Raw genomic sequence first — 22,414 nt, forward strand, 5'->3', positions numbered from 1 at the left:
CGCGTGCCCGGCGTGTTGGCGCGGGGCATCATGGCAGTTCTGCAAGTCTGCGCTAAGTCTCGTGCTTTATGATTGCGCTCAAATAACAATCCCCAACGCCACGCGAATGTCCACACAAGCAGATACGCCGATGCTTCGCGCCATCGCGCTCACACGCCGCGATCCCGTGCGCGACATTACCCTCCTTCATCCGGCCAGTTTCGGGATAGCGGCCGGAGACCGCGTAGTGATCACGGGACCATCGGGATCAGGCAAAAGCGTTTTCCTGCGCGCATTGGCGCTGCTCGATCCAGTCGATGACGGCACGATCCAGTGGCGTGGCCAGCCGATCGCGCGCGGCGCCATTCCGTCTTATAGACGCCGCGTGGCGTACATCGCGCAACGGCCCGCCATGCTAGATGGCAGTGTCGAAGACAACTTGCGTTATCCGTTCTCGCTGAAGGTCTATCGTGATGTGCGCTTCGACCGTGCGCGTGTGGTCGAGCTTGCGAACCGCGCCGGCCGCGAAGCCGGTTTCCTCGATAAACGCGCGAGCGATTTATCTGGCGGCGAAGCACAGATCGCCGCGCTGATCCGCGTGCTGCAGGTCGACCCCGACATCCTTCTCCTCGATGAACCCACGGCTTCGCTCGACCCCGCGTCGGCGCTGGAGATCGAAGCGCTGGTCGACGCGTGGTTTGCCGGCGGCCGGGGCGAACGCGCGAGCATCTGGGTATCGCACGATCCCGCTCAGGCGCAACGCGTGGGCGAGCGTCAGCTCGTCATGACGGCCGGGGTGCTGGCATGAGCGGCTACCAGGCGCTGAGTCTTTTCGATATCGGGATCGCGGCGGCGCTGATCGTGGTGAACGGCGTGTTGTCGGTGATGCTCAAGCTCGATCTCGAACGCAAGCTGGCGTGGGCGGCGGTGCGAACCATCGTGCAACTGCTGGCGATCGGCTATGTGCTCGGCTGGGTGTTCCAGTTTGCGCGATGGTACGTCGTGCTGCCGCTGATGGCCTTGATGACGCTGATCGCGGGGCTGTCGGCATCGAATCGTGGACGGCGCACGTATTCCGGGCAGCGCGCGGACAGCATCGTGTCGATCTGGGTGAGTTCGTGGCTCGTGGCCGCGGTGGGATTGTTCGTCGTGATCCGGATTCATCCGTGGTACGAGCCGCAATACGCCATTCCGATTCTCGGGATGATTCTCGGCAATACGCTGACGGGCGTATCACTTGGTATCGAACGGATGACGGAAGAACTCACGGCCGGACGCGGCGCGGTGGAGATGTCGCTTGCGCTGGGCGCCACGCGCTGGGAAGCGGCGCAAGGTCCGGCGCGGCAAGCGGTGCGCGCGGGCATGATCCCGACGTTGAACCAGATGACCGTGGTCGGGCTCGTGAGTCTGCCGGGGATGATGACGGGACAGGTCCTGGCCGGACAATCGCCGTTGCAGGCGGTCCGGTACCAGATCGTGATCATGTTTTTTATCGCGGCGTCTTCCGCGCTGGGGACCGTAGGCGCGGTGTTGATGACTTATCGACGACTGTTTTCGGCAGAGCACCGGTTCATGGCATCGAAACTGGTCGAAAGGAACACCAGACGCAGCTAAGCGCCGGGCCGTCCCGCGAAGGTATGAATCAGCGCCTCGAGCCGCGCGAAATTCACCGGCTTGGTCAGGTGATCGAGAAAACCGGCTTCGCGGCACCGGCGGATATCTTCATCCATGCCGTAACCCGTGATCGCAACCGATGGCTTGCCCGGCTGCAACTCGGTCCAGGCGCGCGCCACGTCGAGCCCGCTGCCGTCGGGCAAACCGATATCGCTGACAAGCAGATCAAATACGTCGGATCTGGCGAACGACAACGCTTCGGCCACGGTCGTCGCGACGGCGACCTGATGCCCGAGCACTTCCAGAACCTGCGCCATGGCTGACGACGTGTATTCGTTGTCCTCGACCAGCAGCACCTTCAGCGAGCGCACGATTTCATCGGGATGCTGAGCGGCGCTCGGCGACGCCTCGTCTTCGGCGCCCGCCTTGACGAGCGGCAACGTCAGAGTGAAGCGTGCGCCCTTGTCGCGTCCGTCGCTTTGGGCTGTGAGCGTGCCGCCGTGCTTCAACGCCAGCGTGCTGGCAATGGCCAGTCCCAGTCCCAGGCCGCCGAACGCGCGCGTGATGGAATCGTCGGCTTGTTCGAAGGCGGAGAAAATACGCGGCAACGCCTCGGCGCTGATGCCGATGCCGCTGTCCGTCACCGAAATCGCAATGGTCGATGTATCCGGATTCCACATCCGCACCGCGATACGTCCGCCCGCCGGCGTGAACTTCACCGCGTTCTTCATCAGGTTCCAGACGATCTGCTGCAAACGGGCGGCATCGCCGAAAACCAGCGTCGAGCTTGCGCCCAAGGTTGTTTCCAGCGTCAGGCCCTTGCCGCGCAGATCCGACTCGGACATATCGAGCGCGCTCGACATCAGCGTCTCCAGCACCACGTTCGCGAAATTAAGCGAAAGCTTGCCGCGCGCGATGCTGGTCAGATCAAGCAGGTCGTCGATCAAACGCGCTTCCAGTTCCACATTGCGCCGGATCAGTTCGAGCGTGGGCTGCGCTTCAGGAGGCAGCGCATGCCGCATTTCGAGCAGCCGGACGGCCGCCACGATGGGCGTCAGCGGCGTGCGCAATTCATGCGACAACACGGCCAGGAAGTGATCCTTCGCGCGGTTGGCCGTCTCGGCCTGCTCCTTTGCGACGCGCAAGGCGTCGGCAGCCATGTGTTCTTCGGTGACATCGCGGATGATCGTCGAATAGCCGATCAGGTCGCCGGTATCCGTGCGAATCGCGGTGGTCACACCCGACGCGAAGAACGAGCGTCCGTCCTTGCGCCATAACCATCGGTCGGCGCTGCCGCTGCCTTCGGCACGCGCGGTCGCCAGTTCCTTGGCGAAAACATCGGCGTCGCGATCTTCCTGGCCGTAAAACACTTCGGCCGAGCGCCCGACCACGTCATGCGCCGCAAAGCCCAGAATACGTTCCGATGCCGCGTTCCACGTCCGGATCCGGCCTTCCTGGTCGAGCGTGATGACGGCGTAATCCTTCAATGCATCGACGAGCAGCCGGAAGTGCGTCTCCGTCTCCCGCAACGCACGTTCGACGGCTATACGCTGCTGTCGCTCGGTGCTTTCCGTCAGCGCGCGGCGAACCACTGCGGGCAGGCGCTGCAGGCGCTGCTTGAGCACGTAGTCGGTGGCGCCGCGCTTGAGCATGTCCACCGCGTGTTCCTCGCCGAGCACACCCGAGACGAAGATGAACGGCGTATGCGGCGCGCGTTCACGCGCGATTGCGAGCGCTTCGACGCCGGAGAAAACCGGCATGACGAAGTCGGCAAGGATCACATCGAAAGTGGTAGTCGCAAGCGCGGCGATGAAGTCCTGTTCGGTATAGACAATCTGCACGTCGACCTTGTAGTCGGCGCGCTCCAACTGGCTCAGGGTCAGCTCCGCGTCGAGCGCGTTGTCTTCTACGAGAAGCAGGTGCAAAGGCTGCATGGTCTGGGCTCAGGCAAACCGGCGCGCGCAGCAAGGCGCCAGGCGGACTATGTTGTTGATGTGTTTCAACGGGCGCTTTTGCGAAAGTTTCATTCTGAAACCGGTTGACGGCGTACCCGCATGGAGCCAGGCGGCGGTTCGTTCAGCACGGCCCAGAACACGCCCAGATCGGCGATGGCTTCCACGAACTCGTTGAACTCGACCGGCTTCACCACGTAGGCGTTCACGCCGAGCGCGTAACTGCGCACGAGGTCCTGTTCCTCGCGCGACGACGTCAGCATGACCACGGGAATCGCCTTCAGCGTTTCGCTCGTGCGAATGGTTTCGAGCACTTCGAGTCCATCGATTTTCGGCAGCTTCAGGTCGAGCAGGATGACCGCTGGATTTCCAGGGTTGCGCGTGCTCCATTCACCCTCGCAACGCAGGTAATCGATCGCTTCCTGGCCGTCGCGCGCCACGATCACCTCGTTGGCGAGCTGGCTTCTATCGAGCGCGACGAGCGTCAGTTCGAGATCGCTGGGATCGTCTTCCACAAGCAAAATGGGTTTCAGCATGGTCTGGTATTTGACTGGTTTTGAGCTTGCGCCTTAGTAGGCACATTCAACTGGACGATGGCGCCGCGCGAGGCTTACGAAACTTGCTGTCCACGTTCGCCGAATCCGTCCTGAACACCTTGGGCAGCGAGAAATGGAACGCGGCGCCTTCACCTTCGCGCCCTTCGGCCCATGTCCGGCCGTCGTGCCGCTCGATGATCCGGCGCACATTGGCAAGCCCGATGCCGGTGCCATCGAACTCTTCCGCGCGATGCAAGCGCTGGAACACCCCGAACAGCTTGTTCACGTACTTCATGTTGAAACCGACACCATTATCCCGCACGCTGACGATGTATTCATCGGCCGTTGAATTGACCGACAGCTCGATTTTCGCCGATTCCCGCGTACGCGTGTATTTCACTGCGTTCGAGAACAGATTGCGCAGCGCAATTTGCAGGAACGCGGGGTCGCCAGTGACATGCGGCAAGTCCGGAATGATCCATTCGACTTTCCGGTTCGCGGTTTCCGGGCTGAATTCCTGCATCACCGACTGCACAAGCTGGTTGAGGTCGACCTGTACCGGGCGCAATGCAGCGCGGCCCATCTGCGAGAACGTCAGCAAATCGTCGACGAGCACGCCCGCAAGCCGCGCCGATTCCAGCATGTTGGTGAGAAAGCGTTTGCTGCGCTCCGAAAGCATGTCGCCGTCGGTCTCGCGCAGCAGGTCGCCATATCCGGCAATGTGACGCAACGGCGCGCGCAGATCGTGCGACACCGAATACGAAAACGCTTCGAGTTCCTTGTTCGCGCGGCGCAATTCGCTCGCGAGCTCCGCCAGCTCTTCAGCGCGGCGCAGCACGATGTTGAGCATCGATGCACGGAATTCAGCCGCTATTTCGAGTTCCACGGGCCGCCAGCGCAGCGACCGGTTGCGCACGATTTCGAGCCACGGAGCAAAGTCCTTGCGCGGCGCGACGCTGCCATCCTGACTCGATACCCGTTTGACCGGCTCCCCGGCCCACTTGATCGTGCGCGCGGTTTCCGGGCGGAACCAGATCACGTAATTGCGGAAAATCTGCGAGATGGGCACGGCGAGAATGCCGCTCGCGGTGTTGATGTGACGGGACGCGCGCGGCCATTCCTCGGCCAACGCGTCGGTTGCATAGACCCCCTTCGTGCTCGATTCGAGCCATTGGGCAAGTGCGAGCACAGTCTCGGCATCAGGCGTGGAGCCTACGAGCGACACCTTGCCGTCCGCAACGATCGCCGCGCCCCGCGAGCCGGCAAAACACAGCAGGTCATCGGGCGCCGATTCGAGCGCCTCGCGATAATCATCGTGTTCCGAAAGTCTTGCGATCAATCGCGACATCGTGCTGCGCAAGCTCAGCATGTAGTCGGCCTCGGCCCGTTCTTCCTTCGCCTCGATCTGCAGCGACAGGAGTTGCCCGAGATGCTCGATCGCCATGCGCACTTCGAAGGGTACGAGTTGCGCGTCGTGATCGTGGCAGGAAATCAGGCCCCAGAGCTTGCCGCGCACGACGAGCGACACCGACATGGACGCAAACGTGCCCATGTTGCGCATGTATTCGAGGTGTATCGGGGAGAAGCTGCGCAGCGACGCATAAGTCAGGTCCGGGGGGCGGCCGGTGACGGGACTGAGCGGCGGAATGATCCGCGCGGGCTTCGCATCGACGTCCGCAACCAGGCGCACCCGCTGCTTTACGTATAGCGCGCGTGCCTGGCGGGGGATATCGGAAGCGGGGAACGTCTGGTTCAGAAACGATACGTAGCTGTCGTCCTTGTGCTCGGCGAGCACGTGACTGCGGCCTTCTTCGTCGAAATTGTAGAGAAGCACGCGGCCGAATCCGGTCATGCGGCGGACTTCGAGCACGGCGAGTTCTGCCAGCTCGCTCACTGTCTCCACGTCCTGCAGGCTGCGCGTGAAGGTACGCACGAGCGGATACATCGATGCAAATACATCCGCGCTCGAATGCCGCGCGATTTCCAGCTCGACGATCAGATTGCCGTCATGCCGGTGGATGGTGACATCGAACTCGGGTCCATCGACGGATGCAATCGGGCGTTCCTGCGTCGTCCCTGAACGGTACAGCACGTTCTCAGCCACGCCGATATATAGCGGCGCCGCGTCAAGCTCCGTGCTCGCCACGGCGTGCGCGATCTGCGCTGCTGCAGCCGCGCCGAGAAGGACGTCGACCGGTTGGCCCAGCAATTGTTCAACAGGGCCCGCGAGCGCCGCAAGGTTTTCACTCGCCTGGAGAATGGTCAGCGTGTCGGACAGGCACAGCAGATAGCCGTGAGGCTGGATGCCCCCGGGGATATGAATGGGCTCGGCGTCGCATTGCGCGTTGGCGGCGCCCGCTGCGAGTGTGACCTGGCGAGCCTTCATGTCGGGCAACGATGAAGAGTACGAGATGTCGCTGTCCGTGACGCGCGCTGTCGCGCTCGTGTTTGGCGTTGGCTCGGACCCGCTGCTCATGCCGTTGCCCCGGAATCCGCGCGAACCGCACCCAGCCAGTCGTGCAGGCCGTCAAATGTGGCAACTGCTGCTTCGACCGCAACGTCGTATTGGTCGCGTGGCACTTCGACACTTGCCGTCTCGCGAAATGCATTCCACATGCTGCCGGTGCGCGGACCGTAACCATCGAAATACGCATTGCCCAAGCCCGTCTCGAGATCGAACAATCTTGCAACATGCGGCGCGATGAAACGTCCGCCGAGCGTCGAGCCTTCCATGACATACATGGAGCCGAACACACGCCCAATGGTGTTCATCGAAGGCAAATGGTTTGCTCTAGGCGCTGCCTGGGCACGCGTTGCGTCACCGGTGAGAAACGTCAAGTCGGCTTCGAGGAGCGCCGCCTTCCGGCGTGCTTCGAAAAACGAGCGCAGATGCGCCGGCACGGAATGCGCCGCCGCCTCTTCCCACGGCGCGACGTAACCGTAAAAGCCATCGAGCAACGCGACGTATTCTTCGCGCGGCCACTCGGCGCGCATCAGGTCCAGCTCATTTTCAAGCCGCGTATGACTTTCGGCAGTTGCGGTTTTCAGAAGGGACAGGAGATCGTATTGCATGGTCCGTTCATGGTTTTCACACGGGTTTGCGGCGCATTGGCCTACGCCGCGTTGCGACGATGCACGAGAGACACGCTGCCTGGCAGCGGACACCTCGGCGCAAATGCAGAATCGGTTTGCGTCTGCGAAAAAATCGGCAAGGATTACCTCTGCCAGAGTTTCGCAACCGCAAAAAAGGTAGGAATAACTGTAGCGAACTTCCGCGAGCGCCTTTACCAGCTTGGCTCACGGGCCGTCGCGCCAATTTTCGATACCGCGCGCCCATTCTACGCAAGAGGCGCTTTATTGACCACGGGCAGCATTTGCAATGTGTCGCCGGTCAGGGTTTGCGCACGCTGTTCGTGTTCGCGTGCTCATCGGTCTGGGTGCGCTCCTGGTAGTCCGCGCCGCCACGGCGATCCGTATCTTCCAGGCCGCGCTCCAGGTCTTCGTGCGCCTGTTCGCCGACCTTGCGCGGCTCGCCGTCGTCCTGCAAGGCGGGACTTTCATCGGTTTCATGCGGCAGGGGCGCCGTCGTATCGGCGTCGTGCCTGCTTTCGAGTTCGCGGCCTTCGTCCGTTGGACCGGTGCGCGTGGCTTCGTCGTGGGATGGCTTGCTTTGCTGCGTCATAACAACCTCTGTGCGGTGACTTACTTGATATCGAGCCGCTTTTTCATGGCAGCGGAGATGCGTTGTTTCGTCTTCGCGTAGTCGGCCCACGGGTCGGCATCGAGTGCGTCGAGGCGCTCGTGCAGATTGCCGATGTTCCATTGATCGCCGGCGGTGGTGGCATCGAGTTCATCCCAGCCGATCGGCACCGATGCCCCCATTCCGGGCCGGGCGCGCAACGAATAAGCGGCAACCGTGCTGGAACCACGGTTGTTGCGCAAGTAGTCGACAAAAATCTTGTCCTGCCGGTTTTGCTTGCCCATCTTCGCCGAAAAATACTTCGGCAAGGCGTTTGCCATGTGCTGCGCGACGGCTTGCGAGAAACCTTTCACTTCGTCCCAGCCGGCTTGCGGTGTAAGCGGTACGACGACGTGCAAGCCCTTGCCGCCGCTCGTCTTGCAGAACGAAACGAGACCCAGTTCCTCCAGCAGTTCACGCGTGAGGCGCGCCGCTTCCTTCATCCTGTCCCAGCCAAGTCCTTCGCCGGGATCGAGATCGAAGACCATGCGGTCGGGTTTCTCCAGTTTGGCCGCGAGCGCGTTCCACGTATGCATTTCGATGGTGCCCATCTGCGCCGCGCCGACGAGCGCGCCGACGGTTTCAATGGTGATGAGCGCGGGATGGCCAGGATCGATGCCCGGATGCTGCTTCACGTTCGGGATCGTGAGTTTCTCGCTGTGCTTCTGAAAAAACAGCTCCCCGCCGATATCCCCCGGCGCCCGCACCAGCGACACCGGTCGGTCTTTCAGATGCGGCAGCATCCAGGGCGCGACGGCTTCGTAGTAGAGCGCACAGTCGAGCTTGCTTGCGCCCGTGGACGGATCAAGCACGCGGTCCGGATGGCTGATCTTCACGCCGGCGATCATCTCGGTACCGGCGGTTTTTTTGGCGGCGGTTTTTTTGGCGGCGGTTTTCTTGGCGGCAGGCCCGGGTTTGACTTCCGGATTCAAAACGGCCTTCGAGGCGGTGTACTTTGCGGACTTCTTTGCGGGCTTCGATGCGGCTTCTTCGTCGTTCAATGCGGCCTCCTTCGTCGATTTTGGCTCCTCCTTTACGATCTCCTTCGCGGGTTTATCGGTTCTCAAACTTACGAACGATGCCTGGCGCACGATCCGCTCGGACGTCCATTCAGCGAAGTTGCATTCAGCGACGAGCTGGGGCTTGACCCAATGCACCGGAGTGCGGCTGCGTTCTTTCGGAGCCGACGCAAATGGCATTTTTTGAATCTCGCGCTTGTCCAGTTCCTTTTTGACATCGCGCAGGGTGTTCGCATTGAAGCCGCTGCCAACACGACCGGCATATTGCAGCTTGCCGTTCGTGTCGTAGACGCCGAGCAGCAACGCGCCGAACTCGCCACGGCTGCCCGTTGGCTCCGAATAGCCGCCGACCACGAACTCCTGCCGCCGCCTGCATTTCAGCTTGATCCAGCTGTTGCTGCGCCCGGACGTATAAACGCTGTCCCGGCGCTTGCCGATGATCCCTTCCAGCGCCATATCGCACGCGCTTTTCAGCAGATCGTCAGCGCCGAATTCAAAGTCCGCGGAAAAGCGCAGCACGTCGTCGTCCAGTGGTTCGAGCAGCGCTTGCAGAATTGCCCGGCGTTGCACAAGGGGCACGCCTGTCAGGTCATAACCGTTCAGGTAGGGGATATCGAAGAAATAAATGGCGATGTCTTGCGGACGATTTGCATCGAAGGCGTTTTGCAGTTTCTGGAAGTTCGGCAGATCGTTGTCGTCCAGCACGACGGCTTCGCCGTCGAGCCATACGCTCTCTACTTCGAGCTTGTCCAGCGCCTTGACCTGACGGCTGAACTTGTCCGTCCAGTCGTGACCATTGCGCGTGAAAAATTGCGTTTGCGCGGCTTTTGCCGACTTGGCTTTGCCCTCGCGATCGATTCGAACCATGACCCGGTAGCCATCGAACTTGATCTCATAGGTCCAGTCATCGCTCGATGGCGGTGCGTCCACGAGCGTCGCCAATTGCGGCTTCATGGTAGCGGGGAACTTTGCCTTCACGGCATCCTGGATGGCGGGGTTATCGGCGAGGGTGCGCAGCGATTCACCGCTTCGGTTTGCGACGATATCCGGCCGTGGCCGCTCGGGACTCTTGCCCTTGTCTTTCACGGCCGGACGTTTCGGGGCCGGCGCCGCTTTCGTTGTTTTAGTCGCGCTCTTTCGCTCGGTCCGCTCGCGCACTTCGCCGTTCTTCGTGCGCGCGCCGAGGGAATCGCTCATCACGCTGCCGGGCTTCTTGAGCAGGACGTCGTAATCGGCTTCGTTACGCGCTTCGTCGTCGCGTTCCTTAATCAGCAGCCACTGTTCCTTGTCGCTGTTGCCGCGCATATGGCTGCGCACGAGCGTCCAGCCGCCCTCCAGTTTTTCGCCGTGAAGCACGAACTTGAGCTTGCCTTTTTCATAGGTCGCGCGCGCTTCGTCGATACTTCCGATTTGCGGCTCCCACGTCCCGCGATCCCACACGATCACGCTGCCCGCGCCGTAATTGCCTTCGGGGATATCGCCCTCGAACGAGCCGTAATCTATCGGATGATCTTCCACATGCACGGCCAGCCGCTTGACCATCGGGTCCAGGCTCGGGCCTTTCGGCACGGCCCAGGACTTGAGCGTGCCGTCGAGCTCAAGCCGGAAGTCGTAGTGAAGCCGGCGTGCATCGTGTTCCTGGATGACGAATGACAGCGCACTCGCCTGAGCTTTTTTCGATGCACGCTTCGCCTTGGCTTTTTCAGCAGCATCGCCGGAAGGTTCCGGCGTCTGGTTGAAGCGCCGCATGCGCTGATAGGTTTCGAGTTTTCCGGCCATCGAAGGGTTCGCCTGGCTGTTGGACTGCTGGGCGCTTATGCGCGTTTGCGGCGCGTGGCCGTCTTGCGTGCGGGTTTTGCAGCGGCCGCGGGTTCTTCGGCGTCGGCCGCGTCGTCGCTTTCACTGGCGACGGCTTTGGCGCCGCGCTTGGCTGCGGGCTTCGTTGCGGGCTTGCCTTTCTTCAAGCTGCGTTTCAGCAACTCCGACAAATCCAGAATTTCCGCCGATGACTTGCTTGGCTTGCCTTCGTCGACTTCGGATACCTCCTCCGTGTGCCCCTCCTTCACCTTCTTCTCGACGAGCGCCATGATGTCTTCACGGAACGTATCGTGGTAATCGTGCGGGTTCCACGAGTCGCTCATGTCGTCTATCAGGCGCTGGGCCATTTCAAGCTCTTTCGGCGTGACGCCGGCTTTTTTCGGGTCTTCGTCGGGCAGCTTGAACTGGTCGAAATCACGCACTTCATCTGCCCAGCGCAAAGTGTTCAGCGCGAGCGCGGGGCCGACCGGAATCAGCGCGGCCAGATGCTGCTTGTTATGCAGTACCACGCTCGCAATTCCGACCTTCCCCGACTGCTTGAGCGCATCTCGCAGGAGCGCATAGACCTTCTCGCCCTTGCGATCGGGCGCGAGGTAGTACGGGGTATCGAGGGAAAGAAACGAGATGTCCGGCGCCTCGACGAACGCGAGGATATCGACGGTCTGCGTCGATTCGGGATTGGCCGAGCGGATTTCAGCGTCGCTCATCACGACGTATTTCCCTTTTTCGTACTCGAAACCGCGCACGATGTTCTCGCGCGTCACATCCTTGCCGGTGTTCTTGTTGAACTGCTTGTAGCCGATGGGATCCATCGAGCGTTTATCGAGCAGATTGAAGCCCACCTTCTCCGACTGCGTGGCCGGATAAAGCTGCACCGGGACGTGGACCAGCCCGAAGCTGATTGCGCCTTTCCAGATCATGTGTGGCATCGCGCTGTGACCTTCCGACGAGCGGTTTATCGGCGTTGCGGTTGACGGTTTTGGCCCGCGCCGACGGGCGCGGATCGTCATCACCCCGCAGAAAACGTGCCAGATGGAACAGCGCCGCAAGCTGCGGGTTTTTACTTGCGGCTCGCGCTGACGGTGAGCTTTGTGCCGTCGCTGAGCGTGACGGATTTCTCGGCGCCGCCGGTGGGCATCGTGAAATGCATCATCTGACTGAAGGAATTATCGGAGGGACATTGCAGCTTCTTGCCCGACACGGTCACCGGCGTCGCGGCGCGCGGCGTGTGGCCCTGGAAATTCAACTGGACGTCGGCGTCGCCGTTGCTTGCAATCACCGCCGAAAAACGGATCTTTACCTGACGGACCGTCATGCCACTGGCGTTGCGAATGGACCCCACGTCCGGGCACGCGTCGGGCACGTTCTGCGCACCGCCTGGAGGATTGCTCTGCCACGTAAAGTCATCGGTCTGGCCCGAGCGGATTGTGCGGGTTTCCTGCTCGTTGCCCCACGCCTTCGACGCCATCTTGACCGTATATTTGATCGGACCGTCATTGGCGACTTCCGACATCACCTTGATGCCCGGCGTTGCATGCGCCGGCGAAATGAGAAGGCACAGCGCCAGCACCATGCCCGCAGGCAAGCGATGCTGGGCAAAACTCGTACGAACGATCATGCGTTGCCCTCCGTTTGCAGCCGTCACGCAAAGGAACGTACCGGCGCCGAGGAGGCTCGGACCGCGCGTGAGGCGCGTCCAGTCTAGCGCGACGCGCGCCGCGGGCTTCTCATGGGAAACCCGCGGCGTACGCGGCATGCAATGCAACGACCAATCGATTCGGCCGGCGAATCAGAACCCGGTCATCACCATCTTGCCGATCGCCCGCCCTTCTTCCAGAAGGCGATGCGCCTCGCGCAAGTTCGCCGCGTTGATCTTGCCGAGATCGCGGCCAAGCGTCGTCTTGATCGTGCCTGCGTCTATCAGTCGCGCCACTTCGTTGAGCAACTTGTGTTGCTCGACCATGTCCGGCGTGCCGAACATCGCACGCGTGAACATGAATTCCCAATGGAACGCAGCGCTCTTCGCCTTCAGCAATTCGACGGGAATCGGATTACTGTTTTCGACGATCGTGCAAATGCCACCCTGCGGCGCGATGACAGCCGCGGCCGCGGGGAAATGCTTGTCGGTATCGTTGAAGATCAGCACGTAATCCACTTGCTCGAAGCCGGCTTTCTTCAATTGTTTCGGCATGTCGCCGAAGTGATCGACGATATGATCCGCGCCCAATTCGGTCGCCCATTTCGCCGACTCCGGCCGTGATGCGGTCGCGATCACCTTCAGCTTCGCCACTTTCTTTGCGAGCTGAATGCCGATCGAACCCACACCGCCTGCGCCGCCCACGATCAGCACCGACTTGCCCGCATCCTTCCCTTCAGCCGATACCCCCAGCCGGTCGAACAGCGCTTCCCACGCGGTGATCGTGGTCAGCGGCAACGCGGCGGCGTGCGAGAAATCGAGCGACGCCGGCTTCTTGCCGACGATGCGTTCATCGACGAGATGGAACTCGCTGTTCGTGCCCGGCCGCGTGATGCTGCCTGCGTAGAACACCGGATCGCCGGCCTTGAAGAGCGTGACGTCGGGGCCGACTGCTTCGATCGTGCCGGACGCATCCCAGCCGAGCACGCGCGGCGACTCCTCGACCTTGTCCTTCGGCGCGCGAACTTTCGTATCGACCGGATTTACGCCGATGGCTTCGATCTTCACCAACAAATCGTGACCGGTTGGTGTGGGTTTATCGATTTCCACGTCCTTCAACGATTCCGGATTGGAAATCGGCAGGTAACGGGTCAGGGCAATGGCTTTCATTGGTGGCTCCTTTGAGGTTGAGCATGCGCTGCAAGGTATGGGCCCATCTTATGGGCTTTCAGCTTCGCGGAGAACCACGGTAATCGATAAAACATCTTCTTCCAAAGAACGAAGATTGTTAGCGCGACCTGACGTTGCCGGCCAACCGGCATAGGACCAATCCATCGTTTATCTCGAAAGAATAGAAATAGGAATCTGCTGATTTTTAGGGGCCTCCGGTAACCAGATTATTTGAAATCGGTCATCGAAAAGGGCTTTACAAAATACACGGTTCGCTATTTATGGGTGTACAAAATAAATCTTGTACATCCACTTTTTTGGGGGTACATTATTAATGCCAATCTCGTACAACGCGTTAAAGAACGAGACGAACATCCGGGAGCGTGGCCTGTCTTTCGAGGCTGTACGGGATCTTGACTTGACGAAGGCGCTGATTGTCGAAGACATCCGGAAGGTTTATGAGGAGCGGCGCTTCCAGGTATTCGGTTTGATCGAAGGGCGGCTGCACATGCTGGTTTTCACGCCACGCGGCGGCAAAATGCACGTGATCAGCCTGCGAAAAGCAAATCCTCGCGAGATAAAGAGATATGAACAAGCACATTAAAGAAAGCAACGAACACGCGCCGGACGACAATCCGGAATGGGGCGATGCGGACTTCGCCCGCGCACGACCCGCCGCCGAAGTATTGCCGGAGCTTTACGGAGAGGAACGTGCGCAGGAACTATTGCGTCCGCGCGGACGGCCGAAGCTTGAAAACCCGAAGCTGCCGGTCAAGTTGCGCATCGATCCGGACGTCGTCCACGCGTACAAGGCGCAAGGCGACGGCTGGCAAACACGCATGAACGCCGCGTTGCGCCACTACGCCATGTCGCATGGCCTGATGAGCTGAAGGTTTCGGCCGGTCATTTCACCGAAACCGGTGCCTCCAAAAAGCCGCGAAACCGGGCGCGTGGAGCGCGCAATGGCTCGCCGGCCAGCCGAAACGCAGGGAAGCGCGCAACGAACCGCCCGATCGCAATCCGTGCTTCAAGGCGCGCGAGCGATAACCCCGCGCACTGATGAATGCCAAATCCGAACGCAAGGTGCCGGTTAGGCTCGCGGGAGATATCGAATTTATCGGCTTGGTCGAACTGGTCGGGATCGCGGTTCGCCGCGCCAATGCAAAGCGTTACCGGCGTGCCGCGTGCTACGTCGATATCCGCGATCCGCGTATCCGCCGTTGCAATCCGGTTGCCGAGCTGATTCGAACTTTCGTAGCGCAGACATTCCTCGATCGTGCTTTCGATCAGCTCAGGCCGCGCCAAAAGCCGTGCGCGTTGCTCAGGCCATTGCGCGAGCAAGACGATGCCGTTGCCAATCAGGTTCGTGGTCGTCTCGTGCCCGGCGTTCAGAATGAAGATGCAGTTGTGCAGCAGTTCGGCCTCGTCGAGTCTTTCGCCGTCAGACTCGCTTTGAATCAGTCGCGTCAGGACATCGTGCTGCGGATCACCGGGATTTTTTCGGCGACGTGCAACCAGCGTCACCAGATAGTCGATGAATTCCGTCACCGCGCGATTGCCCTTCTCATGCTGCTGCGCCGTGAGCGCCGGTTCCAGCGCGCCGAGAATCGCGAGTGACCAGTCGCGCAACGGTGCGCGCTCATCGTGGGGAACATCCAGCAGGTTGCCGATCACTTCAACCGGAATCGCCGATGCAAACTCGCCGATCAGATCGATCTCAACGCGTCCTGCGGCCTGGTCCAGCAGATCATCGACAAGACGCACAAGGCCAGGTTCCATCGCGGCAATCGCGCGTGCGGTCAGCGCGCCCGCAATGAGTTTGCGCACGCGCGTGTGACGCGGCGGATCGTTGAAAACAAGGCTCGTCGTGTGGTGTGCGAACAAGGGTGTATCGGCGCCGTACTTCGGGCCGAACTCCACCGTCTTGTCCGAACTGAAGGTTTTCGGATCGCGATACACCGCCTGCACGTCTTTGTAGCGCGTGAGAAAAAGCGAGCCGTCAGGCATTCTTTTGATCGGCTCGGTCGCGCGCAATGCGTCGTAGACCGGGTACGGATCTGCATAGAAAGCGGCGTCAAGTTGGCGAAGATCGAAGGCACGTGCGCGTTCGGTCGGGGTCATGCGGGTCTCCGTAATATCTTTTGACGTTAATGATAGCGGCGGCCCACCGGCGTCCGCCATCGGTCGGGACCATTACAATGTCGGTCTTTCGCTGCTTAAATTTCCCGCCGCCCGCCATGAACCTCGTCATCCAAAGCCTGGACCCGATCGCCGATACCCACCTGAAACCGCTCGCCGCCCTCGCCCGCTCGCGGCAAACGGAACGCACGGCAGCGGACGGCACGGTGCTACGGTTAAGCGGCGCTGATCCGCTGCAGCGTCCCGACATCGATGCCTACTGCGGCACACATCGGCTGGACTACGCATTCGTGGCGCCTGAAACGCGTCTGGCCGACTTCGGTCTGGTTGCCATGGACATGGATTCGACGCTGATCACGATCGAATGTATCGATGAAATCGCGGACTTCTGCGGGCTGAAAGCCGAGGTCGCGGCGATCACGGAAGCATCGATGCGCGGCGAGATCAAGGACTTCAACGAAAGCCTGACTCGACGCGTTGCGTTGCTGAAAGGACTGGATGCAAGCGCGCTCGAACGCGTCTACGAGGAACGGCTGCGCTTGTCGCCGGGTGCGGAAGTCATGCTTGCGGGCGCGCGTGCCGCGGGCTTGAAAACACTGCTGGTTTCCGGCGGTTTCACGTTCTTCACGGAAAAGCTGAAGGCACGGCTTGGACTCGATTTCACGCGCGCGAACACGCTTGAAATTATCGATGGAAAACTGACCGGTCGAGTGACGGGCGAGATTGTCAACGCCGAGGTGAAAGCGCGGACGTTGCGCGAAACGTGCGCTAAGCTTGGTATTGATCCGAAGCGCGCCATCGCCATGGGCGACGGCTCGAACGACCTGAAGATGATGGCGGAAGCGGGGTTATCGGTGGCGTTCAGGGCGAAGCCGGTAGTACGGGAAGCGGCGACGCTCGCGCTGAATTTCGTGGGAATGGATGGTCTGTTGAAACTGTTCTGAGCGCCGCTGTTATCTGATTTCAGCCACGCAGTCCGTCAAGCGCGCGTTCAAGATCCGCGCGCAAATCGGCTTCATCTTCCAGCCCGATATACAAGCGCACCAGCACGCCCTCGTGCGGCCAGTCGCCGGCGGTGCGCATCGACTTGATGTTGTACGGCATGGCAAGACTGTTCGCGCCACCCCAGCTCCAGCCAATCGCGAAATTTTCGAGCGCTTCAACGAAGGTATCGATTTGCGCCGGGCTGTAGCGTTGATCGAAGACCATGGAGAACAGGCCGCCCGCGCCCGTGAAGTCACGCTCGAAGAACTCGTGTCCAGGACAATCCGGCAAAGCCGGATGCAAGACCGCCGTGATTTCCGGACGCGTCTTCAGCCAGCGCGCAAGCGAAAGCGCCGTGCGGTCATGCGCTTCGAAGCGGATCTTCATGCTCGGCAAACTACGCAGCACGAGCGAACAATCGTCCGAAGACACGCCGATACCCATGCGCATCCGCGCACTTTTGATCCGGGCGTGGAGGGGTTTATCGGCGGTGATGATTGCGCCCATCAGGATGTCGCTTCCCCCCGACTGGTACTTCGTCAGCGCCTGGACCGAGATGTCGACGCCATGTTCGAACGGCTTGAAAGCAAGACCGGCGGAATAAGTGTTGTCGATCGCGGTCAGCACGTTACGTGCGCGCGCAACTTTCGCAATGGCCGGCACGTCCTGCACTTCCATGGTCACCGAACCCGGCGCCTCCAGCCAGATCAACTTGGTGTTCGCCTGAATCAACGCATCGATACCCGCGCCGATCAGCGGATCGTAATACGTCACTTCGAGTCCGAAATCATTAGCGAGCCAGTCGGCGTGCTCGCGGTTGGGCGAATACGCGTTATCGGGAATCAGCACGTGATCGCCGGATTTGACGAGCGCGAAATACACATTCGATATGGACGATAGTCCAGACGGCGCCAGCAACGCATGCTGGCCGCCTTCGATCACGGCGAGCCGCTGTGCCAATGCAAGCGATGTCGGCGTGGCGTGGAGGCCATAGCGCCACTGGCTGTCGTCGTGCCAGACGAGCGCGCGCATGGTCGCGAGATCGGGAAACACGACCGTCGATGCACGCGTGACCGGGACCGAAAACGACTCGAAACCGGGCGTCAACTTATCCTCGGGATGAACGATGCGGGTCTGCAAGCTGCGTTGTTTCGACGAGTGGCTGGTATCGGTCATGGTTGTCCTGCTTGGTCTTGGCTGAAAGAAAAAAGCGTCATCGCGGAAAGCCGATGACGCTCTGCGGCGAGGTCCGGAATCACTCGCCGATGATCACGTTGCTCGTCCCGCCCACCGCGTTGTTCGGCGTTGAAGGTGCGGCTTCGAGCGATGGCGCGACAGGCTTCGGCGCTTTTGGCGCAGCCGAACCGGCCGCGGGCGGCAATCCGGCGCCGACTGGCTTCAGGTCGAAGGGAATCGGGTTGGAGTCGTCGGCGTTCATGCGCTCGCCGGACACGCTGCCATCCGCTGCAAATTTGCCGACCCAGTTGCCCGTGATATGCGTGCCGTCGGTCGACTCTTCGATTTCCAGCGTATCGCCGTCGCGGTCCCCCGCGACCACGGTGACCGTCGGGCTTCCGGTAAACCGGTATTCGCCATGCACGCCCGACGCTTCGTCGGTCTTCGCGCCGAGCTTCATCTCGATCTGTCTGCCACCAAGCGTGCCCACGTACACTGGGAACCGCGCGAACGCCGGATTCGGCGTCAGCGGTTTGGCGGGCGGCAATGCCAGCGTTTCGATCGCCTCAGAAGTTCCCGGCGCCCGCAGGCCCAGATCGCCCGGCGTGGCAGCGGCGCGCGCTGCGGAAACGGCGCGCGATCCATCGGGCGGCATCGGGGAATTGCATCCGGCGAGCACCAGCGCTGCAAGCGCCACTGCTGCCACTTTCAATTGCGTCATCGAATGATCTCTACTCAGTCCCAACTCAAACACGTTCAAAAATTGCCGCGATCCCTTGGCCGCCGCCGATACACATGGTCACCAGCGCGTACCGGCCGCCCGTGCGCTGCAATTCGTACAGCGCCTTCACGGTGATCAGCGCGCCGGTCGCGCCAATCGGGTGGCCGAGCGAAATGCCAGAACCGTTGGGATTGACCTTTGCGGGGTCAAGCCCGAGTTCCTTCGATACCGCACACGCCTGCGCCGCAAACGCTTCGTTCGCTTCGATCACATCGAGATCGGCGACCGTCAATCCGGCGCGGTCCAAGGCTTTTTGCGTAGCCGGAACCGGTCCGATGCCCATGTATTTCGGATCAACGCCCGCGTGCGCGTACGAGACCAGACGCGCGAGCGGTTTCAGGCCGCGTTTTTCGGCTTCGTTGCGCTCCATCAACACGACGGCCGCCGCTGCGTCATTGATGCCCGATGCATTACCCGCCGTCACCGTGCCGTTTTCCTTGGCGAACACCGGCTTGAGCTTCGAGAAATCGCCAGGCGTGGCGTTCATGCGGACGTGTTCATCGGTATCGAAGACGATATCGCCTTTCTTCGACTTCTGCGTCACCGCCAGAATCTGCTCCTTGAAATATCCCGCTTCGATAGCCCGCGCCGCCCGTCTGTGCGATTCCACCGCGAGCTCATCCTGCATCTCGCGTGAAATGCCGTACTTCGCCGCGACGTTCTCGGCGGTCACGCCCATGTGGATGGAGTCGAAGGGATCGTGGAGCGCGCCGAGCATCATGTCGATAAGTCGTGCGTCACCCATGCGCTGGCCGAAACGAGCGGCCGGCGCGAGGTATGGCGCGCGGCTCATGCTTTCCGCGCCGCCGCCAATGGCGATATCCGTGTCGCCCAGCAAGATGGATTGCGCGGCGGAAACGATCGCCTGCAGGCCCGATCCGCACAGCCGGTTGACCGTCAAGGCCGGCGCGTGTTGCGTGACGCCGCCGTTCAAAGCCGCGACCCGCGCCAGATACATGTCCTTCGGCTCGGTCTGGATCACGTTGCCGAACACGACATGGCCAACGTCATCGCCAGACAATTCCGCCCGCGATAAAACTTCGCGCACCACACGCGCGCCGAGATCGGTCGGGCTGAAGTCCTTCAGCGCACCGCCGAAATCGCCGACTGCAGTCCGTACACCACTGACCACCACCACTTCACGCTGCGTCATGAAAGCTCCTTTATCCAGCTTCTTAAACTTCGCCCCACAGGTCGTGGCCATCGGCGCCGGTAATTTTCACGGACACGAAATCGCCAGCCTTGTATCGTTTGGACGCCTTTTTCGCGGGTTCGATATACACCACGCCATCGATCTCCGGCGCATCCGCCGCAGTACGTCCGACGCCGCCTTCAGCGCTGAGTTCATCGACGAGCACTTTCAGCGTCTTGCCGACCTTGCGTTTCATGCGTTCCGCCGATAATTCCTCGGCCAGTTCCATGAACCGCGCCCGGCGTTCTTCGCGGACTTCGTCGGGCAACGCGCCGTCGAGTTCATTGGCCGTCGCACCTTCGACCGGCGAATACGCGAAACAACCTACACGATCCAGATCCGCGATACGAATGAAGTCCAGCAGCGTCTGGAACTGCTCTTCCGTCTCGCCTGGGAATCCCGCGATAAACGTGCTGCGGATCGTCAGGTCCGGGCACATCGCGCGCCATTTCTGCACGCGTTCGAGCACCTTTTCGGCGTTCGCCGGGCGCTTCATGCGCTTGAGCACTTCGGGATGCGCGTGCTGGAACGGCACGTCGAGATACGGCAGCACGTGGCCTTTCAGCGGACCTTCGGCCATCAGCGGAATCACTTCATCCACGCTCGGATACGGATACACGTAATGCAGGCGAACCCACGCGCCATATTGCGCCGCGAGCTCACCGAGCGCGCCGACGAGATCCGTCATGCGCGTCTTGACCGGCTTGCCGTTCCAGAAACCCGTGCGATATTTGACATCGACGCCATACGCGCTCGTGTCCTGCGAAATCACGAGCAATTCCTTGACGCCGGATTTGAAGAGATTTTCCGCTTCGAGCATCACGTCGGCGATGGGACGCGAAACCAGGTCACCGCGCATCGACGGGATGATGCAGAACGTGCAGCGGTGATTACACCCTTCGGAGATCTTCAAATACGCGTAATGGCGCGGCGTGAGCTTGATCCCGGCCGGCGGCACCAGATCGATGAACGGATCGTGCGGCTTGGGCAAATGCTGATGCACGTGGATCATGACTTCGGCGGTCGCGTGCGGACCGGTCACCGCCAGCACCTTCGGATGCACTTCCTCGATCAGGCCCGTCCCGCTGGCGCTTTTCTTCGCGCCAAGACAACCGGTCACGATCACCTTGCCGTTTTCGTGCAGCGCTTCACCGATGGCGTCGAGGCTTTCCTGCACGGCTTCATCGATAAAACCGCACGTGTTCACCACGACAAGATCGGCGCCGTCGTAGGAGCTGGAAATCTCGTAACCTTCGGCGCGCAGCTGGGTGATGATTTGCTCGGAATCGACCAAGGCTTTAGGGCAACCGAGCGAAACGAATCCAACTTTGGGGGCCGAAGGAGTCGGCACGGCGGGGGAAATAGTCTGCGACATAAGTGGGTCCGGCGTATAGCGGTGACGATGGCGACAAATGGGGACGGTGCGGCAAGGCTAAGGGCCCTGACGTCCGTGAGGATTAAAGGCGTCCCGCGCACGCAACCACTCATTGTACCGTGCCCGCGATGGCGCAGTCGGCCAAGGAGCACGGCGTTGCGTGGTCGAGGAGACCGGCTGCCGCGCGCTGCCGTGCTGGCATCGAGTGATTGCACGCCAGGGCGCGCTCGATCACCTCAATAATCTCGTACGAATCATGCAGGCGCCGGATGGCTGCGTGCAGTTCTTCAGCCTGCGGCCAGGTCCGCTTGAGATAGCTGAGCCACTTTTTGACGCGTCCGTGCTCGTGGCGGACCGCAACGCGGAGCTGCAGTTTTCTCAGGTAATCGGCGAGTTGGCCCAGCACGGCCGGCCATTCCTCGCCGGAAGGCGTCCGGTCCATCAATCCACGGATGCGTAACGCAAGGAACGGATCCGAGACGGCGCCGCGCCCGATCATCACGTCCGCGCAGCCGCTGACCGCACGGCATCGTTCCCAATCGGCCACGGTCCACACTTCTCCGTTGGCCACGACCGGCACGTCCACGGCGGCGTCGATACGCGCGATCCACTCCCAGTGGGCCGGCGGCCGATAGCCATGGTCACGTGTTCTGGCATGCACGACAAGGGAAGCAGCGCCGCCTTCGGCCAACGCCGTGGCGCAGTCGATGGCGAGCGAAGTATCGGATACACCCAGCCGCATTTTTGCTGTCACGGCGATGCCGGCAGGCACCGCTGCACGAACGGACGAAACGATCCGGTTTAGTTGTTCAGGATGTGCCAGAAGCATCGCGCCGCCGCCGTGCCGGTTGACGATATTGGCGGGACAACCGAAGTTCAGATCGATTCCATGTGGCGACACACTGGAGGCCATGGCCGCATTCAGCGCCATCCAGTCAGGATCGCTGCCGAGCAACTGGATCACCATCGGCGTGCCGCTGGATGTACGAGCTCCGCGGAGGACTTCGGGCGCCTCTCTCTCGTAGACACTACGAGGAAGCACCGAACCCGTGACTCTGACGAATTCGGACACGCAGCCGTCGAATCCACCAGTGCTGGTCAGCACGTCGCGCAGCACGTAGTCCGCCAGGCCTTCCATAGGCGCGAGAAACAGCTGGCTCATGCGGGAGCCCCGCCTGAGCTGCGTTTGCGACTCTTGTGGTTATGCGAGCGCAACAAGGCCGGCTTTTGGGATGACGAGCATGGTGATGCGGGACATGTTGCGACCTGGCGATATGGATGTCACACGGCTTTGGGCGAGCCGG

General features: G+C 61.2%; 20 protein-coding genes. 5 read left to right on the top strand and 15 right to left on the bottom strand.

What is annotated here, in order from left to right; all coding sequences use genetic code 11:
- Positions 1-106: 106 nt before the first annotated feature.
- Together HB633_RS12100 and fetB are read left to right on the top strand one after the other, a co-directional pair.
- Positions 107-787, top strand: a complete 681-nt coding sequence (locus HB633_RS12100; RefSeq protein WP_213778351.1) for an ATP-binding cassette domain-containing protein — start codon at positions 107-109, stop codon at positions 785-787.
- Positions 784-1,593 carry an iron export ABC transporter permease subunit FetB gene (fetB, locus tag HB633_RS12105; protein ID WP_213778352.1) on the top strand — a complete coding sequence of 270 codons (810 nt, stop codon included), beginning with the start codon at positions 784-786 and terminating at the stop codon, positions 1,591-1,593. The genes HB633_RS12100 and fetB overlap by 4 nt, the downstream gene beginning before the upstream one ends.
- Here the strand turns inward: fetB and HB633_RS12110 are convergent.
- The 9 genes from HB633_RS12110 to HB633_RS12150 all read right to left on the bottom strand — a co-directional run bounded on the left by HB633_RS12110 (position 1,590) and on the right by HB633_RS12150 (position 13,463).
- On the bottom strand, positions 1,590-3,527 hold the full coding sequence (locus HB633_RS12110; RefSeq protein ID WP_213778353.1) for a response regulator: 1,938 nt from the start codon (positions 3,525-3,527) through the stop codon (positions 1,590-1,592). The genes fetB and HB633_RS12110 overlap by 4 nt on opposite strands.
- 89 nt (positions 3,528-3,616) lie before the next feature.
- Positions 3,617-4,081 carry a response regulator gene (locus HB633_RS12115; protein ID WP_213778354.1) on the bottom strand — a complete coding sequence of 155 codons (465 nt, stop codon included), beginning with the start codon at positions 4,079-4,081 and terminating at the stop codon, positions 3,617-3,619.
- A 46-nt stretch (positions 4,082-4,127) separates the two neighbouring features.
- Positions 4,128-6,557, bottom strand: a complete 2,430-nt coding sequence (locus HB633_RS12120) for an ATP-binding protein (RefSeq protein WP_213778355.1) — start codon at positions 6,555-6,557, stop codon at positions 4,128-4,130.
- Entirely contained in the window at positions 6,554-7,153 is a 600-nt protein-coding gene (locus HB633_RS12125; protein WP_213778356.1) for a biliverdin-producing heme oxygenase, read from the bottom strand. Before HB633_RS12125 ends, HB633_RS12120 begins: the two co-directional genes overlap by 4 nt.
- A gap of 319 nt (positions 7,154-7,472) precedes the next feature.
- Complete coding sequence (locus tag HB633_RS12130) at positions 7,473-7,763, bottom strand: hypothetical protein (protein ID WP_255580895.1); 291 nt, start codon at positions 7,761-7,763, stop codon at positions 7,473-7,475.
- A 20-nt stretch (positions 7,764-7,783) separates the two neighbouring features.
- Positions 7,784-10,618, bottom strand: coding sequence for a DNA ligase D (gene ligD, locus HB633_RS12135; RefSeq protein ID WP_213778357.1), 2,835 nt, complete (start codon positions 10,616-10,618; stop codon positions 7,784-7,786).
- Between the two features lie 35 nt (positions 10,619-10,653).
- A complete protein-coding gene (locus tag HB633_RS12140) occupies positions 10,654-11,586 on the bottom strand; it encodes a Ku protein (protein WP_213778358.1) in 933 nt (310 codons plus the stop codon).
- Between the two features lie 131 nt (positions 11,587-11,717).
- Entirely contained in the window at positions 11,718-12,275 is a 558-nt protein-coding gene (locus tag HB633_RS12145) for a DUF6013 family protein (protein WP_213778359.1), read from the bottom strand.
- 171 nt (positions 12,276-12,446) lie between these two features.
- Positions 12,447-13,463 carry a zinc-binding alcohol dehydrogenase family protein gene (locus HB633_RS12150; RefSeq protein ID WP_213778360.1) on the bottom strand — a complete coding sequence of 339 codons (1,017 nt, stop codon included), beginning with the start codon at positions 13,461-13,463 and terminating at the stop codon, positions 12,447-12,449.
- Positions 13,464-13,797: 334 nt separating this feature from the next.
- Between HB633_RS12150 and HB633_RS12155 the strand changes: the two genes are divergently transcribed.
- Both HB633_RS12155 and HB633_RS12160 read left to right on the top strand, forming a co-directional pair.
- The gene (locus HB633_RS12155; protein ID WP_213778635.1) at positions 13,798-14,067 is read left to right on the top strand and encodes a BrnT family toxin; all 270 of its coding nucleotides are present in this window, start codon (positions 13,798-13,800) and stop codon (positions 14,065-14,067) included.
- Positions 14,051-14,353 (top strand): BrnA antitoxin family protein, encoded by a 303-nt coding sequence (locus HB633_RS12160; RefSeq protein ID WP_213778361.1) that lies wholly within the window; start codon positions 14,051-14,053, stop codon positions 14,351-14,353. Before HB633_RS12155 ends, HB633_RS12160 begins: the two co-directional genes overlap by 17 nt.
- Before the next feature lie 13 nt (positions 14,354-14,366).
- Here HB633_RS12160 and HB633_RS12165 read toward each other — a convergent pair whose 3' ends face one another.
- Positions 14,367-15,584 (bottom strand): cytochrome P450, encoded by a 1,218-nt coding sequence (locus HB633_RS12165; protein ID WP_213778362.1) that lies wholly within the window; start codon positions 15,582-15,584, stop codon positions 14,367-14,369.
- A gap of 116 nt (positions 15,585-15,700) precedes the next feature.
- Here HB633_RS12165 and serB point away from each other — a divergent pair, with 116 nt between their 5' ends.
- Positions 15,701-16,546 carry a phosphoserine phosphatase SerB gene (serB, locus tag HB633_RS12170; protein WP_213778363.1) on the top strand — a complete coding sequence of 282 codons (846 nt, stop codon included), beginning with the start codon at positions 15,701-15,703 and terminating at the stop codon, positions 16,544-16,546.
- A gap of 19 nt (positions 16,547-16,565) precedes the next feature.
- On the opposite strand, the gene HB633_RS12175 is transcribed toward serB, so the two are convergent.
- From HB633_RS12175 to HB633_RS12195, 5 genes are all read right to left on the bottom strand, one after another.
- Positions 16,566-17,762: a cystathionine beta-lyase gene (locus HB633_RS12175; protein ID WP_213778364.1), complete on the bottom strand. Its 1,197-nt coding sequence runs from the start codon at positions 17,760-17,762 to the stop codon at positions 16,566-16,568.
- 79 nt (positions 17,763-17,841) lie between these two features.
- Positions 17,842-18,483 (bottom strand): hypothetical protein, encoded by a 642-nt coding sequence (locus tag HB633_RS12180; protein ID WP_213778365.1) that lies wholly within the window; start codon positions 18,481-18,483, stop codon positions 17,842-17,844.
- 25 nt (positions 18,484-18,508) lie between these two features.
- Complete coding sequence (gene bktB, locus HB633_RS12185; protein WP_213778366.1) at positions 18,509-19,696, bottom strand: beta-ketothiolase BktB; 1,188 nt, start codon at positions 19,694-19,696, stop codon at positions 18,509-18,511.
- A 22-nt stretch (positions 19,697-19,718) separates the two neighbouring features.
- Positions 19,719-21,110, bottom strand: a complete 1,392-nt coding sequence (gene rimO, locus HB633_RS12190; RefSeq protein ID WP_213778367.1) for a 30S ribosomal protein S12 methylthiotransferase RimO — start codon at positions 21,108-21,110, stop codon at positions 19,719-19,721.
- Between the two features lie 109 nt (positions 21,111-21,219).
- A complete protein-coding gene (locus HB633_RS12195; protein ID WP_213778368.1) occupies positions 21,220-22,272 on the bottom strand; it encodes a tRNA-dihydrouridine synthase in 1,053 nt (350 codons plus the stop codon).
- Positions 22,273-22,414 lie beyond the last annotated feature (142 nt).

Origin of the sequence: Caballeronia sp. dw_276 (genome assembly GCF_018449635.1) — a bacterium.
GTDB lineage: Bacteria > Pseudomonadota > Gammaproteobacteria > Burkholderiales > Burkholderiaceae > Caballeronia.

What these genes read in the sequence shown, in the direction of transcription:
- HB633_RS12140 (WP_213778358.1), bottom strand. Translation starts at nt 11,586, where the DNA reads ATGCCACACATGATCTGGAAAGGCGCAATCAGCTTCGGGCTGGTCCAC.
- HB633_RS12195 (WP_213778368.1), bottom strand. Translation starts at nt 22,272, where the DNA reads ATGAGCCAGCTGTTTCTCGCGCCTATGGAAGGCCTGGCGGACTACGTG.
- HB633_RS12150 (WP_213778360.1), bottom strand. Translation starts at nt 13,463, where the DNA reads ATGAAAGCCATTGCCCTGACCCGTTACCTGCCGATTTCCAATCCGGAA.
- HB633_RS12145 (WP_213778359.1), bottom strand. Translation starts at nt 12,275, where the DNA reads ATGATCGTTCGTACGAGTTTTGCCCAGCATCGCTTGCCTGCGGGCATG.
- HB633_RS12175 (WP_213778364.1), bottom strand. Translation starts at nt 17,762, where the DNA reads ATGACCGATACCAGCCACTCGTCGAAACAACGCAGCTTGCAGACCCGC.
- ligD (WP_213778357.1), bottom strand. Translation starts at nt 10,618, where the DNA reads ATGGCCGGAAAACTCGAAACCTATCAGCGCATGCGGCGCTTCAACCAG.
- HB633_RS12160 (WP_213778361.1), top strand. Translation starts at nt 14,051, where the DNA reads ATGAACAAGCACATTAAAGAAAGCAACGAACACGCGCCGGACGACAAT.
- serB (WP_213778363.1), top strand. Translation starts at nt 15,701, where the DNA reads ATGAACCTCGTCATCCAAAGCCTGGACCCGATCGCCGATACCCACCTG.
- HB633_RS12130 (WP_255580895.1), bottom strand. Translation starts at nt 7,763, where the DNA reads ATGACGCAGCAAAGCAAGCCATCCCACGACGAAGCCACGCGCACCGGT.
- bktB (WP_213778366.1), bottom strand. Translation starts at nt 19,696, where the DNA reads ATGACGCAGCGTGAAGTGGTGGTGGTCAGTGGTGTACGGACTGCAGTC.
- HB633_RS12100 (WP_213778351.1), top strand. Translation starts at nt 107, where the DNA reads ATGTCCACACAAGCAGATACGCCGATGCTTCGCGCCATCGCGCTCACA.
- HB633_RS12180 (WP_213778365.1), bottom strand. Translation starts at nt 18,483, where the DNA reads ATGACGCAATTGAAAGTGGCAGCAGTGGCGCTTGCAGCGCTGGTGCTC.
- HB633_RS12125 (WP_213778356.1), bottom strand. Translation starts at nt 7,153, where the DNA reads ATGCAATACGATCTCCTGTCCCTTCTGAAAACCGCAACTGCCGAAAGT.
- HB633_RS12110 (WP_213778353.1), bottom strand. Translation starts at nt 3,527, where the DNA reads ATGCAGCCTTTGCACCTGCTTCTCGTAGAAGACAACGCGCTCGACGCG.
- HB633_RS12120 (WP_213778355.1), bottom strand. Translation starts at nt 6,557, where the DNA reads ATGAGCAGCGGGTCCGAGCCAACGCCAAACACGAGCGCGACAGCGCGC.
- fetB (WP_213778352.1), top strand. Translation starts at nt 784, where the DNA reads ATGAGCGGCTACCAGGCGCTGAGTCTTTTCGATATCGGGATCGCGGCG.
- HB633_RS12165 (WP_213778362.1), bottom strand. Translation starts at nt 15,584, where the DNA reads ATGACCCCGACCGAACGCGCACGTGCCTTCGATCTTCGCCAACTTGAC.
- HB633_RS12155 (WP_213778635.1), top strand. Translation starts at nt 13,798, where the DNA reads ATGCCAATCTCGTACAACGCGTTAAAGAACGAGACGAACATCCGGGAG.
- rimO (WP_213778367.1), bottom strand. Translation starts at nt 21,110, where the DNA reads ATGTCGCAGACTATTTCCCCCGCCGTGCCGACTCCTTCGGCCCCCAAA.
- HB633_RS12115 (WP_213778354.1), bottom strand. Translation starts at nt 4,081, where the DNA reads ATGCTGAAACCCATTTTGCTTGTGGAAGACGATCCCAGCGATCTCGAA.